The sequence below is a fragment of the Pseudomonas anuradhapurensis genome, assembly GCF_014269225.2.
In the GTDB taxonomy this organism is placed as follows: Bacteria; Pseudomonadota; Gammaproteobacteria; order Pseudomonadales; family Pseudomonadaceae; genus Aquipseudomonas; species Aquipseudomonas anuradhapurensis.
In genome coordinates this window covers 5,031,249-5,045,080 of record NZ_CP077097.1, presented here as the reverse complement: position 1 = coordinate 5,045,080, position 13,832 = coordinate 5,031,249, and the positions used below count along the sequence as shown (strand labels likewise).

Annotated in this window: 11 protein-coding genes; 8 read left to right on the top strand and 3 right to left on the bottom strand. The window is 64.6% G+C overall.

Going from position 1 to position 13,832, the window contains the following annotated elements; all coding sequences use genetic code 11:
• Both argS and HU763_RS22965 read right to left on the bottom strand, forming a co-directional pair.
• Positions 1 to 1,737, bottom strand: coding sequence for an arginine--tRNA ligase (argS, locus tag HU763_RS22970; protein WP_186684236.1), 1,737 nt, complete (start codon positions 1,735 to 1,737; stop codon positions 1 to 3).
• Positions 1,738 to 1,943: 206 nt separating this feature from the next.
• Complete coding sequence (locus tag HU763_RS22965; RefSeq protein ID WP_186684239.1) at positions 1,944 to 4,163, bottom strand: primosomal protein N'; 2,220 nt, start codon at positions 4,161 to 4,163, stop codon at positions 1,944 to 1,946.
• Between the two features lie 167 nt (positions 4,164 to 4,330).
• Here HU763_RS22965 and rpmE point away from each other — a divergent pair, with 167 nt between their 5' ends.
• From rpmE to HU763_RS22950, 3 genes are all read left to right on the top strand, one after another.
• Positions 4,331 to 4,546: a 50S ribosomal protein L31 gene (gene rpmE, locus HU763_RS22960; RefSeq protein WP_003257833.1), complete on the top strand. Its 216-nt coding sequence runs from the start codon at positions 4,331 to 4,333 to the stop codon at positions 4,544 to 4,546.
• Positions 4,547 to 4,548: 2 nt separating this feature from the next.
• Complete coding sequence (locus HU763_RS22955; protein ID WP_186684241.1) at positions 4,549 to 5,370, top strand: thermonuclease family protein; 822 nt, start codon at positions 4,549 to 4,551, stop codon at positions 5,368 to 5,370.
• A 177-nt stretch (positions 5,371 to 5,547) separates the two neighbouring features.
• Complete coding sequence (locus tag HU763_RS22950; RefSeq protein ID WP_119371725.1) at positions 5,548 to 6,816, top strand: malic enzyme-like NAD(P)-binding protein; 1,269 nt, start codon at positions 5,548 to 5,550, stop codon at positions 6,814 to 6,816.
• 177 nt (positions 6,817 to 6,993) lie between these two features.
• On the opposite strand, the gene HU763_RS22945 is transcribed toward HU763_RS22950, so the two are convergent.
• Entirely contained in the window at positions 6,994 to 9,444 is a 2,451-nt protein-coding gene (locus HU763_RS22945) for a penicillin-binding protein 1A (RefSeq protein ID WP_372241587.1), read from the bottom strand.
• A 194-nt stretch (positions 9,445 to 9,638) separates the two neighbouring features.
• Here HU763_RS22945 and pilM point away from each other — a divergent pair, with 194 nt between their 5' ends.
• From pilM to aroK, 5 genes are read left to right on the top strand one after another with little or no spacing between them, the layout of a single operon-like run.
• On the top strand, positions 9,639 to 10,520 hold the full coding sequence (pilM, locus tag HU763_RS22940; protein WP_186684243.1) for a type IV pilus biogenesis protein PilM: 882 nt from the start codon (positions 9,639 to 9,641) through the stop codon (positions 10,518 to 10,520).
• Positions 10,517 to 11,053, top strand: coding sequence for a PilN domain-containing protein (locus HU763_RS22935; RefSeq protein WP_186684244.1), 537 nt, complete (start codon positions 10,517 to 10,519; stop codon positions 11,051 to 11,053). Before pilM ends, HU763_RS22935 begins: the two co-directional genes overlap by 4 nt.
• Entirely contained in the window at positions 11,050 to 12,066 is a 1,017-nt protein-coding gene (locus HU763_RS22930) for a pilus assembly protein PilP (protein ID WP_189665637.1), read from the top strand. The genes HU763_RS22935 and HU763_RS22930 overlap by 4 nt, the downstream gene beginning before the upstream one ends.
• On the top strand, positions 11,990 to 13,258 hold the full coding sequence (locus HU763_RS22925) for a type IV pilus secretin PilQ (RefSeq protein ID WP_186684245.1): 1,269 nt from the start codon (positions 11,990 to 11,992) through the stop codon (positions 13,256 to 13,258). The genes HU763_RS22930 and HU763_RS22925 overlap by 77 nt, the downstream gene beginning before the upstream one ends.
• A 4-nt stretch (positions 13,259 to 13,262) precedes the next feature.
• Positions 13,263 to 13,781, top strand: coding sequence for a shikimate kinase AroK (aroK, locus tag HU763_RS22920; RefSeq protein ID WP_170033370.1), 519 nt, complete (start codon positions 13,263 to 13,265; stop codon positions 13,779 to 13,781).
• Positions 13,782 to 13,832: the final 51 nt, after the last annotated feature.

Below are 13,832 nucleotides of genomic sequence, written 5' to 3'. Positions count from 1 at the left end.
TTACATGCGCTCCAGGGTTTCCAGGCCGAGCAGTTCCAGACCTTGCTTGAGGGTGCGGCCAGTCAGGGCCGCCAGACGCAGACGGCTCTGCTGCTGTTCTGCAGTTTCGGCGGCGAGGATCGGGCAGTTCTCGTAGAAGCTGGAGAACAGCCCGGCCAGGTCGTACAGGTAGCTGCACAGTACGTGCGGCGTGCCCTTGTCGGCCACGTTGTTGAGAATTTCGCCAAACTGCGCCAGGCGCGCGGCCAGGTCCTGTTCGTGCGGGGCCTGCAGCACGATGTTGCCTTCGACCTGGTCAAAGGCCTTGCCCAGCTTGCGGAACACGCCGGCCACGCGGGTGTAGGCGTACAGCAGGTAAGGCGCCGTGTTGCCTTCGAAGTTGAGCATCAGCTCGAAGTTGAAGCTGTAGTCGCTGGTGCGGTGCTTGGACAGGTCGGCGTACTTCACCGCGCCGATGCCCACCACTTCGCCGATGCGGCGCAGTTCTTCGTCGGCCAGGCTCGGGTTCTTTTCCTTGACCAGGGCATAGGCGCGCTCCTTGGCCTCGGTGAGCAGGTCGATCAGCTTCACGGTGCCGCCGTCACGGGTCTTGAACGGGCGGCCGTCGGCGCCGTTCATGGTGCCGAAGCCCATGTGTTCCATCTGCATCGGGTGGCCGACGAAGCCTGCGCGGCGTGCGACTTCGAACACCTGGTTGAAGTGCAGCGCCTGGCGCTGGTCGACGAAATACAGGGCGCGGTCAGCCTTGAGCACGTTGCTGCGGTAGCGCACGGCGGCCAGGTCGGTGGTGGCGTACAGGTAGCCGCCGTCGGCCTTCTGCACAATCACTGGCAGCGGCTCGCCTTCGCTGTTCTTGAACTCCTCGAGGAATACGCACTGGGCGCCCTGGTCTTCGACCAGCAGGCCCTTGGCCTTGAGGTCGGCTACCACGTTGGCCAGGTCGGCGTTGTAGGCGCTCTCGCCCATCACGTCGGCCATGGTCAGCTTGACGTTGAGCAGCTCGTAGGTCTTCTGGCAATGCGACAGCGAGATGTCCTTGAAGCGTGTCCACAACGCCATGCAGTCCGGGTCGCCAGCCTGCAGCTTGACCACCAGGCCGCGCGCCCGGGTAGCGAACTCTTCGGACTCGTCGAAGCGCTTCTTGGCGGCGCGGTAGAAGTTTTCCAGGTCGGACAGCTCGTCGCTGGTGATCGGGTTTTCTTCCAGGTAGGCCAGCAGCATGCCGAACTGGGTACCCCAGTCGCCCACGTGGTTCTGCCGGATCACCTCGTCGCCGAGGAATTCCAGCACGCGCGCCACGCTGTCACCGATGATGGTCGAACGCAGGTGGCCGACGTGCATTTCCTTGGCCAGGTTGGGGGCCGACATGTCGATCACCACCTTCTGCGCAGGGCCAGCCTTGCGTGCGCCCAGGTGGGCGTCGGCCAATGCGGCATCCAGGCGGTTGGCCAGGGCGGCGGTGTTCTGGAAGAAGTTGAGGAAGCCGGGGCCGGCGATCTCGACCTTGCTGATGTCGGCGCTGACGGGCAGGGCGTCGATGAGTTTTTCCGCCAGGTCGCGTGGTTTCATGCCGGCCGGCTTGGCCAGCATCATGGCGATGTTGCTGGCGAAGTCGCCGTGGGTCTTGTCCCGGGCGTTTTCCACCTGAATCGCCGGCGACAGCCCTTCAGGCAGCACACCGTCGGTGACGAGTTGGGTGAGGGCTTGCTGGATCAGCTGGCGAATGGTGTCTTTCATGGGGATCTCTTTTCGACCGCAAGCGCGGTGGAGCGCTTGGATGCGCAGGTGGAAAAACTGGACATTATCCGTGGCTGGGAGCGGGTTGCCAACCTTTGGGTCCGCTTTGCAGCCCATCGCGACACAGGGCCGCTCTCCCACAGGGGGACGCGATCCCGCTGCAGGAGCGGCCTGGTGTCGCCATGGGCTGCAAGGCAGCCCCGGTATCAGTAAAGGTCTACCGGGTCGACATCCAGCGACCAGCGCACCTGGCGCCCGCTCGGCATCTGCTCCAACACTAGCAACCAGGCACTGATCAGTCGATGCAAAGGCGCGCGGGTATTGGCCTGTATCAACAGTTGCGCGCGGAAGCGCCCGGCCCGCCGTTCCATGGGCGCCGGCACCGGCCCCAGCAGCTCGATGCCCGCCAGGCGTTGCTCGGCTACCAGGCGCTCGGCTGCGGCGCAGGCCTCGTCAAGGAAGCCTTCGGCCTGCCCGGGGCGGTGCGCTTCGGCGCGCAGCAGTGCCAGGTGCGAGTAAGGTGGCAACCCTGCGGCGCGGCGCTCCTGCAAGGCTTGTTCGGCAAACGCGAAGTAGCCCTGTTCGGTCAGTTGTACCAGCAGGGGATGGTCGGCCAGGTGGGTCTGGATGATCACCTTGCCAGGCTCTTCGGCGCGCCCGGCACGCCCGGCCACCTGCACGATCAGTTGTGCCATGCGCTCGCTGGCGCGGAAATCACCGGAGAACAGCCCACCATCGGCGTCGAGGATTGCGACCAGGGTAACCCGCGGGAAGTGATGGCCCTTGGCGAGCATCTGGGTGCCAACAAGGATGCTCGGCTGACCACGCTGGATGGTGCTGAACAGGTTGTGCATGGCGTCCTTGCGCGCCGTGCTGTCGCGGTCCACGCGCAGGATCGGGTAATCCGGGAACAACACCTTCAGGCGCTCTTCGGCCCGTTCGGTGCCGGCGCCAACCGGGCGCAGGTCGACGTGGTTGCATTGTGGGCACTGCTGCGGCAGGCGTTCGTCATAACCGCAATGGTGGCAGCGCAGCACGCCGGAGCGCTGGTGCACGGTCATGCGCGCGTCGCAGCGCGGGCATTCCGACAGCCAGCCGCAGTCGTGGCACAGCAAGGTCGGGGCGAAGCCGCGGCGGTTGAGGAACACCAGCACTTGCTGGCCGGCCTCCAGTGTCTGCCGGATGGCCTGCTGCAACGGGCCGCTGATGCCACTGTCCAGCGGCAGGCTCTTCACGTCCAGGCGTAGCATGCGCGGTGGCCGTGCACCGCCGGCGCGCTGGTTCATGCGCAACAGGCGGTAGCGGCCGTTGAGGGCGTTGTGCAGGGTTTCCAGCGACGGCGTGGCCGAGCCGAGCAGGATCGGGATGTTCTCCTGGTGGGCGCGCACCAGCGCCAGGTCGCGGGCATGGTAGCGCAGGCCTTCCTGCTGTTTATAGGAGCCGTCATGTTCTTCGTCGATGATGATCAGCCCGGGGTTTTTCATCGGCGTGAACAACGCCGAGCGGGTACCGATGATGATGTCCGCTTCACCGTCGCGTGCCGCCAGCCAGGCGTCCAGGCGCTCGCGGTCGTTCACCGCCGAATGCAGCAGCGCGATGCGGGCGTTGAAGCGTTGTTCGAAACGCGCCAGGGTTTGCGGGCCGAGGTTGATCTCCGGGATCAGCACCAGTGCCTGCTTGCCGGCTTCCAGGGTTTCCCGAATCAGTTGCAGGTAGACCTCGGTCTTGCCGCTGCCGGTCACGCCAGCCAGCAGGAACGCCGCGAAGCCGCCGAAGCCTTCGCGCACGGCGTCAAAGGCTTCGCGTTGCTCGTCGTTGAGCGGTAGTTCGGGTTGTGCCAGCCAGTGCTCGTGGCGCAGCGCCGGCAGGTGGCGGCGCACCTCGATCTGCACCAGCTCCTTGGCCAGCAACAGGTCGAGGCTGTCCTTGTTCAGGTTGAGTTTGGCCAACAGGCTGTGGGCCACGCCATGCGGGTGCTGGGCCAGGGTCTTGAGCGCGTCGCGCTGGCGTGGGGCACGGGCGATGCGCGGGTCTTCCAGGCGGGCGCCGGGGGCGACGTGCCAGAAGCGCTCCTGGCGCATCTCGGCGGGTTCGCCCTGACGCAGCAGCGTTGGCAGGGCCCAGCTCAGGGTATCGCCCAGGCTGTGCTGGTAGTACTGGGCAGTCCACAGGCACAGCTTGAACAGCGACGGCGGGATCGGGGACAGCGGGTCGAGCAGGGCGCTGGCCGCTTTCAGCTTGTCTGCCGGCACTTCGCTGTGCTCGCAGACCTCCACCAGCACGCCGATCATTTCGCGGCGGCCGAACGGCACGCGGATACGCATGCCCGGGGTCAGGGCCTGGCGCGCCATGCTCGCCGGTGCCTTGTAGTCGAACAGGCGACGCAGCGGGGAGGGCAGGGCAAGGCGCAGGATGACGTCGGACACGCGGAAAGTCTCGGAGGGCGTTTCAAGAACTGGCGAGCCTAGCAGACGACGGTCGGTGCAAGCGACAACTTGCACTGGCGCGACGCTCTGGTATTATTCGCCGCCTAATTACGTGCGGTATTCAACAATTGGTGTTGGGTGGCGGCACGCAGCTCGAGGAAGTGACCATGAAAGCAGATATTCATCCGAACTACGAAGTAGTTGCAGTCACCTGCAGCTGCGGCAACAAGTTCGAAACTCGTTCGACCCTGGGCAGCACCCTGGCGATCGACGTTTGCAACCTGTGCCACCCGTTCTACACCGGTAAGCAGAAAGTCCTGGACACCGGTGGTCGCGTACAGAAGTTCGCCGATCGCTTCGGTATGTTCGGTACCAAGAAGTAATCATGCGCATGGCGAGCCCCTCGGGTTTCGCATTGCTGCAAAAAAAGGCGCCCCTTGTGGGCGCTTTTTTTATGGGCCTCATCTGGCACCTGCCGGCCCAGGCGTTCTGCCCGCTGCCGGACAGGCCGCAGCAGGTGGCGGTGCGCCAGGTGGTAGATGGCGATACCTTGCGTCTGGTCGATGGCCGCAGCGTGCGGCTGATAGGCATCAATGCCCCGGAAATCGGCCGTAACGGGCGTAGCAGCGAACCCTATGCGGAGGCCGCCAAGCGACGCCTGCAGGCATTGGTCAAGGCCAGTGACGGGCGTGTCGGCTTGGTGCCGGGCATCGACAGCAAAGACAAATACGGCCGAACCTTGGCGCATATCTACGCCAGCAATGGCGACAATCTGGAAGCACAATTGCTCGGCGAGGGTTTGGGCTATCGGGTGGCGGTTGCCCCTAATGTGCGCCTTAGCGCTTGCCACCAGCTGGCCGAGCAGGCGGCGCGCAAGGCTGGCGCCGGCTTGTGGCGACGCTCGCCAGTGCTACGTGCCGAAGAGCTGCGGCAGTCCGGTTTCGCCGTTGTCGCTGGCCGTATCCAGGCTGTGCAGCGCAACCGTGGCGGAGTTTGGCTGAACCTGGACGATGCCGTGGTGCTGCAGGTTCCCGCTCGTCTGCAACGCAACTTCCCCGCCAGCTTCTTCGATAACCTCAAGGGACGCCAGGTCGAAGCGCGCGGCTGGGTGCTGGATCGTTCCCGCAAGGGCGGCCTCAAGCCAGGGCAGCGGCGCTGGGTGTTGCCATTGACCGATCCAAGCATGTTGGAACGTATTTCAGGCTAAAAGTTGTAGACATTTCGCTATTGGATTGTACACACTGTGAGCCGTATGCCCCGTGGGTTATAGCGTAAAGTCGTAGGCTAAAGGCCTTGACACAAGTGACCGGCCAGTCTTGTGGCTCCCCGGCTCTTTGCGTATCCTCGGCGGTCCGTCAGAACAGTAAACAGCGGAATGCCCACCATGTCAGACCTGAAAACCGCCGCTCTCGAATATCACGCCCAACCTCGTCCGGGGAAACTGAGCGTCGAACTTTCCAAGCCCACTGCCACCGCCCGTGACCTCGCCCTGGCCTACAGCCCAGGTGTTGCAGAGCCGGTGCGTGAAATCGGCCGTGATCCAGAGCTGGCTTACAAATACACCGGCAAGGGCAACCTGGTTGCGGTGATTTCCGATGGTACTGCCATCCTCGGTCTGGGCGACCTCGGCCCGCTGGCCTCCAAGCCGGTCATGGAAGGCAAGGGTGTACTGTTCAAGCGTTTCGCCGGTATCGACGTGTTCGACATCGAAGTGGAATCGGAGAGCCCGCAGGCGTTCATCGACACCGTTCGCCGTATCTCGATCACCTTCGGTGGCATCAACCTCGAAGACATCAAGGCGCCTGAGTGCTTTGAAATCGAGCGCACCCTGATCGAACAGTGCGACATCCCGGTATTCCACGATGACCAGCACGGTACCGCCATCGTCACCGCAGCCGGCATGATCAACGCCTTGGAAATCGCCGGCAAGAAGCTGGAAGACGCCAAGATCGTCTGCCTGGGTGCTGGCGCTGCCGCCATCTCCTGCATGAAGCTGCTGGTGAGCATGGGCGCCAAGGTCGAGAACATCTACATGATCGACCGCAGCGGCGTGATCCACGCTGGCCGCGACGACCTGAACCAGTACAAGGCGCAGTTCGCCCACGCGACCGACAAGCGCACCCTGGCTGACGCCCTCAACGGTGCCGACGTGTTCGTAGGCCTGTCGGGCCCGAACCTGCTGAGCGCCGAAGGCCTGAAGTCGATGGCCGCCAACCCGATCGTGTTCGCCTGCTCGAACCCGGACCCGGAAATCTCGCCAGAGCTGGCTCACGCCACCCGCAGCGACGTGATCATGGCTACCGGTCGCTCCGACTACCCGAACCAGGTCAACAACGTACTGGGCTTCCCGTTCATCTTCCGTGGTGCCCTGGACGTCCGCGCCAAGCGCATCAACGAAGAAATGAAGATCGCTGCCGCCATCGCCCTGAAGGACCTGGCCAAGCTGCCAGTGCCGAAGGAAGTCTGCGAAGCCTACGGCGTCGAAGGCCTGGAGTTCGGCCGCGAGTACATCATTCCGAAGCCGCTGGACGCCCGCCTGATCACCGTCGTTTCCGACGCCGTGGCCAAGGCTGCCATCGAATCCGGCGTAGCGACCCTGCCGTATCCGAAGCACTACCCGCTGACCAGCGTGGATGATGTGTTCAACGGCTGATTGCAGCTGAGCGACACAAAAAAGCCCCGGCTCGCATGAGCCGGGGCTTTTTGTTGTGCCATGGAAATGCGTCAGGGCTGCAAGGTGTTCGTCGCGACATGTCCGTAGCTCGCGATGCGCCGCGCGGGCGGCGCTCGATTTACGCGCCCACTCAAAACCTGAGACAGGCACCTGCCTTTAGAACAGATCCATCGGCGCCGCTTCATCCGCCGGCAGCGGGCTGCCCGGCGCCGCTCCGGTGCCCAGTTCGTCCACCGAAGGCGGCGAATCCTCGGCCTTGAACAGCTCGAAGTAGGCGTTTGGCGTGCTGGGCGAGGCAGCGCGACCGCTGACCGGGTCGACGCGCAGGCTGAGGATGCCTTCCGGCTCGGCAGGCGCATGCTCAGGCTTGTCCTTGAGTGCCGCACCCATGAAGCTCATCCAGATCGGTAGCGCCACGGTGCCACCATACTCGCGGCGGCCAAGGGTCTCAGGCTGGTCGAAACCGACCCACACGGTGGTCACGTAGTCGGCGTTGTAGCCGGAGAACCAGGCGTCCTTGGACTCGTTGGTGGTACCGGTCTTGCCGGCCAGGTCGGTGCGGCCCAGGGCCAGCGCCCGGCGGCCGGTGCCACGCTTGATCACGTCCTGCAGCATGCTGGTGAGGATGTAGGTGGTCCGCCCGTCGATGATCTGTTCGGCCACGGCTGGCGCCTGCGGTGCAGAGGCTACCTGGCTGAAGGCAGGTGGGGCCTCGCCCGGCATGGCGGCGGTGCTGATCGGCTGTTCGGCTGCTGCCAGGCCAGCATGGTCCTCGGCACCCTGCGGTACGCGCGGCGGGTTGGCGGTGAACAGGGTTTCGCCGCTGCGGCTCTCGATGCGCTCGATCAGGTACGGGGTTACCTTGTAGCCGCCGTTGGCAAAGGTGCTCCAGCCAGTGGCGATTTCCATCGGGGTCAGCGTAGCGGTGCCCAGCGCCAGCGACAGGTTGCGCGGCAGGTCCTGCTTGTTGAAGCCGAACTTGGCAATGTAGTCGATGGTGCGGTCCACGCCCATGGCCTGCAGCAGGCGGATCGACACCAGGTTGCGCGACTTGTACAGGGCCTCGCGCATGCGGATGGGGCCGAGGAAGGTGTTGGTGTCGTTCTTCGGTCGCCAGACCTTGTCCAGGTACTCATCGACGAACACGATCGGCGCATCGTTGACCAGGCTGGAAGCGGTATAACCGCTATCCAGGGCAGCACTGTAGATGAACGGCTTGAAGCTCGAGCCCGGCTGGCGCTTGGCCTGCATGGCACGGTTGTAGTTGCTCTGCTCGAACGAGAAGCCGCCAACCAGCGCACGGATGGCGCCGCTGTAAGGGTCGAGGGTAACCAGCGCGCTCTGTGCGCCAGGCACCTGGCTGAATTTGAGCTTGCCGTCCTCCAGGCGCTGGACGCGTACCAGGTCGCCGACCTGGGCGACATCCGCCGGTGACTGCGGCGCACGGCCCTGGGCGTTGCTGTTGATGAACGGGCGGGCCCATTTCATGGTATCCCAGGCCACCAGTTCTTCCTGGCCGCTACGGGTCAGCACCTTGAGGCCGGCCTTCTCGACCTGGGTGACGATGGCCGGCTCCAGGCCGCCCAGCATGCGCTGCTTGCCCAGTTCCTGCAGCCAGGCCGCCTGGGTGCGGCCGGGGAAGCGTGCTTCCGGCCCGCGGTAGCCGTGGCGCTCGTCATATTCGGACAGGCCGTTGAGGATGGCCTTGTTGGCCATTTCCTGCATGTCGCTGGGCACCGTGGTGGTGACGCGGAAGCCTTCGGTGTAGGCGTCGCTGCCATAACGGCCGACCATTTCGGCGCGGGCCATTTCGGCGATATAGGGTGCATTAACTTCTGGCGCGGGCACGTGGTAGCTGGCGTTGAGCGGCTCGGCCAGGGCAGCCTGGTAGCTGGCCTCGTCAATCTTGCCGAGCTTGTACATGCGGCCGAGGATCCAGTCGCGGCGCTCCTTGGCGCGCACCGGGTTGGCCAGCGGGTTGAAGCGCGACGGGGCCTTGGGCAGGCCGGCGATCATCGCCATCTGCGCCAGGCTCACATCGCGGATCGACTTGCCGTAGTACACCTGCGCAGCGGCGTCGATGCCGTAGGCACGGTTGCCCAGGTAGATCTTGTTCACGTACAGCTCGAGGATCTCGTCCTTGGTCAGCTCTCGCTCGATCTGCAAGGCCAGCAGGATCTCGTTGGTCTTGCGCGAGAAACTGCGCTCGCTGGTGAGGAAGAAGTTCTTCGCCACCTGCATGGTGATGGTGCTGCCGCCGGTCTGGATATGCCCGGTTTTCACCAACTGGGTCGCGGCGCGCATCAGGCTGCTGGGGTCGACACCGTAGTGATTGAGGAAATTGTCGTCCTCGGCTGACAGAAGCGCCTGGATGAACTGTGGGGGAATTTCCGCGAAGCGGATCGGCGAGCGGCGCATTTCGCCGAACTCGGCAATCAACTTGCCATCGCTGCTATACACCCTGAGGGGGATCTGCAACTGGATGCTTCTGAGCGATTCGACCGAGGGCAGGCTGGGGCTAAGATACAGAAACGCACCGCTCACACCGAGTACGAGCGCGCAGATGACTGCGACGGAAGACCACCAGAAGAACTTCAGCAGGCGTATCAAGGCTTTTCGGTGTCCAGGTTGGGAGTGGATTGCACGCAGGTCCGGCGGACCAAAAAACGCTGGGCATTATAAGCATTTTTTAGCCTCTCCGGGTTACCGGTCAGGCTGCCCGTCGCCTCGATGCGCAGGCGCGGCCCGGTGTTGGCGCGGGGTTGCGACGGATCGTTGCGACAGACGACAAGGAAGCCACCATGCTAGGACGCTTCGGCAAGGATGCGGGTTCACTCGTGGGGGTGGAAATAGCCCCTGATACCGTTCGGATCGTGCAACTGCAACGGCGCAACCGGCGCTACCGGGTGCATGTCTCGGCACAGGAGCCGTTCGAATCGCCGGTCGGCCAGGATTGGCTGGCAGAGCCGGCAGCCGTGGTGGCTGCCTTGCGCCGCGCCTGTCGTCGCAGCGGCCTGGGGCAGCGCCGGGTAGCGCTGGCATTGCCCGCCAACCTGGTGATTTGCAAGCTGTGCCAGCTCCCGCAGGGCCAGGACGAGGCGGACATGGAGGCGCAGCTGCTGGCTGACGCAGAGCGGCTGTTTCCATTTCCGCTGGAAGACCTGGCCCTGGACTTTCAGGTAATGGGTGGCTCCCGCGCTCAGCCTGGTTGTGTCGAAGTGATGGTGGCGGCGTGCCGGCAAAGCGCGATGGCGCCCCTTGACGCCATGGTCGAGGAAGCCGGGTTGCAGCTGGAGGCTGTGGAGGTCGACAGCATTGCCCTGTGCCGGCTGTTGCCACAGGGCAGCCTTGAGGGGGCGGCACTGCTGCGTATCGATGTGCATGGCACAACGCTTTATGACTGGCAGCCGGGGCGACTGCAGCAACGTCGGGATCTGCAAGTGGCTGAGGCGGGCATGAAGGAGCAGTTGCCCGGGTGCCTGCAGGCGCTGCTTGCCGATGGGCCGCGGCCGGCATGCCTGTGGGTTGCCAGCAGCTCACCCATCGACCCGGGCTGGCTGCAAAGCCTGAGTGCCCGATTGCACGTGCCCTGCCGGCTTCTGCCTGGCTTGGCCGGCCTTGGGCAGGTCGATGGCTCGATGTTGCTGGCTTGCGCCCTGGCCCTCGGTGGGGTGCAGTCATGATGCGCCTGAACCTGCTGCCCTGGCGGGAACGGCAGCGCCAGGCTGCGCTCCGGCTTCTGCGCCGACAATTGGTCGCTGGCGCAGTTCTGGCCATGTGCGCAGTGATGCTGGTCGACCAGCTGGCCCGTCAGCGCGGGCAGCAGCAAGCGTTGGCCCACGACCAGCGCCAGGCAGCCCTTGCAGCGCTACGCGAGCAACTGCAACCGTTGGCCGATGTGCGTGAGCTGAATGAAACCCTACTCGCCCGGGCGATGGCGCTGGAGAGCCTGCGTGCCCACCAGGATGTGTTGGCCGGCGTGTTCGCGGACCTTGAAGGGGCGTTGCCGCAAGGTATCCAGTTACTTGATCTCAGTCTTGAAGACGGCCGCCTGCAAATGACCGGGTTGGCTACCTCCGGTGCCGTGGTCGCGCAATTCATGCGCGACCTGGACCGCTCGGGGGCATTGCTCGGGCTGGAGCTCAAGCGCATCGAGAGCCTGCCGGGCGGCGATGAGTTTGTGCTCAGCGCCTGTGTTTCGGCGTTCTGGTCATGAAGCCAGCGCAGGTGCTGGCCTGGCTGGCGGTGGTCAGCCGCGCCCGCCGCTTTCGGCTGCTGGCGCCAGGGCTGGTGGCAGTGGCGGTATTTGGCCTTGGCTGCGCGATTCGTTTGCCGGCAGTGTTGCAACAACAGGCACGGGAGAATGCCCGGCACGTCGCGCTCGCTGAACAGCAGGCAGCCAGCGCCGCGCACCTGGCCGAACTGGAGCAGCTGCAGGCTTCCGTGGCGGTTGCCGAACGGCGTTTGCAGGAGGCGCACTGGCAACTGGCGGCTGGCGAGGGCATGAGTGATCTGCTCGAGCGCCTGGCAGCGTTGGGTCATGCGCACGGCTTGCTCATCGAGCGGGTCGTTGTACATGAGGAGGAACAACAGGCTGGCTTTCGCAAGGTACCGCTGGAGCTACAGATGGTGGGGCGCTACGCAGCCTTGCGCCAGTGGCTGGACGACTGGTTCGGCCAAGCGCGCGTGTTGCGCCGCGGTGTTCTGCGGCTCGCGGCGGCCGATGGCCAGCCTGGCCTGCTGCGCCTGCAGTTGCGGCTTGATACCTATCAGGCGCTGGCGCCCACAACGGCACCTGCTGTGCTGGCGCAGATGCCGGCCAGGGCCGCGACGGTAGTGCCGGCAATCGATCCGTTTGCCTCCGGGGCGTCGCAGCTACCGAGCGCCGGGCTGGGCAGCGTGCCGCTGGCGCAGGTGGAAATGGTCGGCAGCCTGTCGCGCGGAGCTGCGCACGAAGCACTGCTGAGGGTGGCTGGCAGGCTCTATCGGGTGCGCCCGGGCGATCGGCTGGGGCGTGACCAGGGGGTAGTGACGCAAATCGACCAGCGTCAGGTCGAAATACGTGAGCGGGTGTTCATGGCAGGAAGCTGGCACGAACGCACGGCGCTCCTGACTCTCGCAACCCGCCTGGGCAAGGAGGCCCCGGACCAGGATGAAACGATTGATGAAGTTGGTGCTGGCAGCCCTGCTGTCGATTCCACTGGCGTCGGCAACGCCGTATCAGGGTGAACCGCTGTCGCTGAATTTCCAGGATGTGGAGGTGCGCGCCGTGTTGCAGGTGTTGGCAGATTATGCCGGCGTGAACCTGGTCGCCAGCGATGCCGTACAGGGCAACGTCACCTTGCGCTTGCAGGATGTGCCGTGGGACCAGGCGCTTGACCTGGTACTGCGCAGCAAGGGCCTGGCCCGGCGCCAGGAAGGCAATGTGCTCCTGGTGGCGCCTGCCACCGAGCTGGCCACGCAGTCGTTCGATACCCGGGTGGGGCAGGCGCTGGAGGCGCAGTTGCAACCGCTGCGCCGCGAGTTGCTGCCCATCCACCATGCCAAGGCTGCCGAACTGGCGGAGTTGCTCATGGCAAGCCTGGCGGATGATGGCATCCTTGCCGGGCGGGGCAGCCTGAGTGTCGATGAGCGCACCAACACGCTGGTGCTGCACCAGCCTGCCGAGCGTCTTGCCGAGTTGCGGCAGCTGGTGGCGCAGCTGGACGTGCCGGTGCGTCAGGTGGTGATCGAGGCGCGTATCGTCGAGGCCAACGTCGATTACCAGAAGAGCCTGGGGGTGCGCTGGGGTGGGCCGCTGTACCTGGAGGAGCCGCAGCCGGGCAAGGACCTGTTCGTCGACCTTGGCCTGGAGCGTGCCGGCAGCAGCATCGGCCTGGGCCTGCTGCGTGGGGGCGTGCTGCTCGACCTTGAACTCAGCGCCATGGAAAAGAGCGGCAACGGCGAGATCATCTCGCAGCCCAAGGTGGTTACCGCCGACAAGGAAACGGCCAGGATCCTCAAGGGCACCGAGGTGCCTTACCAGGAAACCAGCAAGAGCGGCGCCACCTCGGTAGCGTTCCGCGAAGCCTCGCTGTCGCTGGAGGTGACCCCGCAGATCACCCCAGACAACAAGGTGATCATGACCGTCAGGGTGACCAAGGACGAGCCGGATTACGTCAATGCCTTGAACGACGTGCCGCCGATTCGCAAGAACGAGGTCAATGCCAAGGTGCGCGTCACGGACGGCGAAACGATCGTGATCGGTGGCGTGTACTCGACTTCGCAAAACAATGTGGTCGACAAGGTGCCATTTTTCGGCGATCTGCCGTATGTTGGGCGGCTGTTTCGACGCGATGCATTACAAGAGAAAAAATCCGAGCTGCTGGTCTTCCTGACTCCGCGTATCATGAGTGACCAGGCGATTGCTGTGAGTCGTTGATTCTGTGCGAAATTTGATACTTGTGGGGCCCATGGGTGCTGGTAAAAGCACCATCGGACGCCTATTGGCCAAAGAGCTGCGCCTGCTGTTCAAGGATTCCGACAAGGAAATCGAACTGCGCTGCGGCGCCAACATCCCGTGGATTTTCGACAAGGAAGGCGAGCCGGGTTTCCGTGACCGCGAACAGGCGATGATCGCCGAGCTGTGCGCACTCGACGGCGTGGTGCTGGCCACCGGCGGTGGCGCCGTGATGCGCGAAGCCAACCGCCAGGCGCTGCGCCGCGGTGGCCGGGTGATCTACCTGCATGCTTCGGTGGAACAGCAGGTTGGCCGCACCGCGCGCGATCGCAATCGCCCCCTGCTGCGCACGGCCAATCCCGAGGCAACCTTGCGCTCCTTGCTGGAGACGCGCGACCCGCTGTACCGCGAAATCGCCGACCTGGTGGTGGAAACCGACGAGCGGCCGCCACGCATGGTGGTGATCGATATTCTCGAGCGTTTGCAGCAGTTGCCGCCCCGTTGACCCGGGACTATTCTCGGCCACCAGCGCCGAGGCGAGGTTGAACGTTACCGC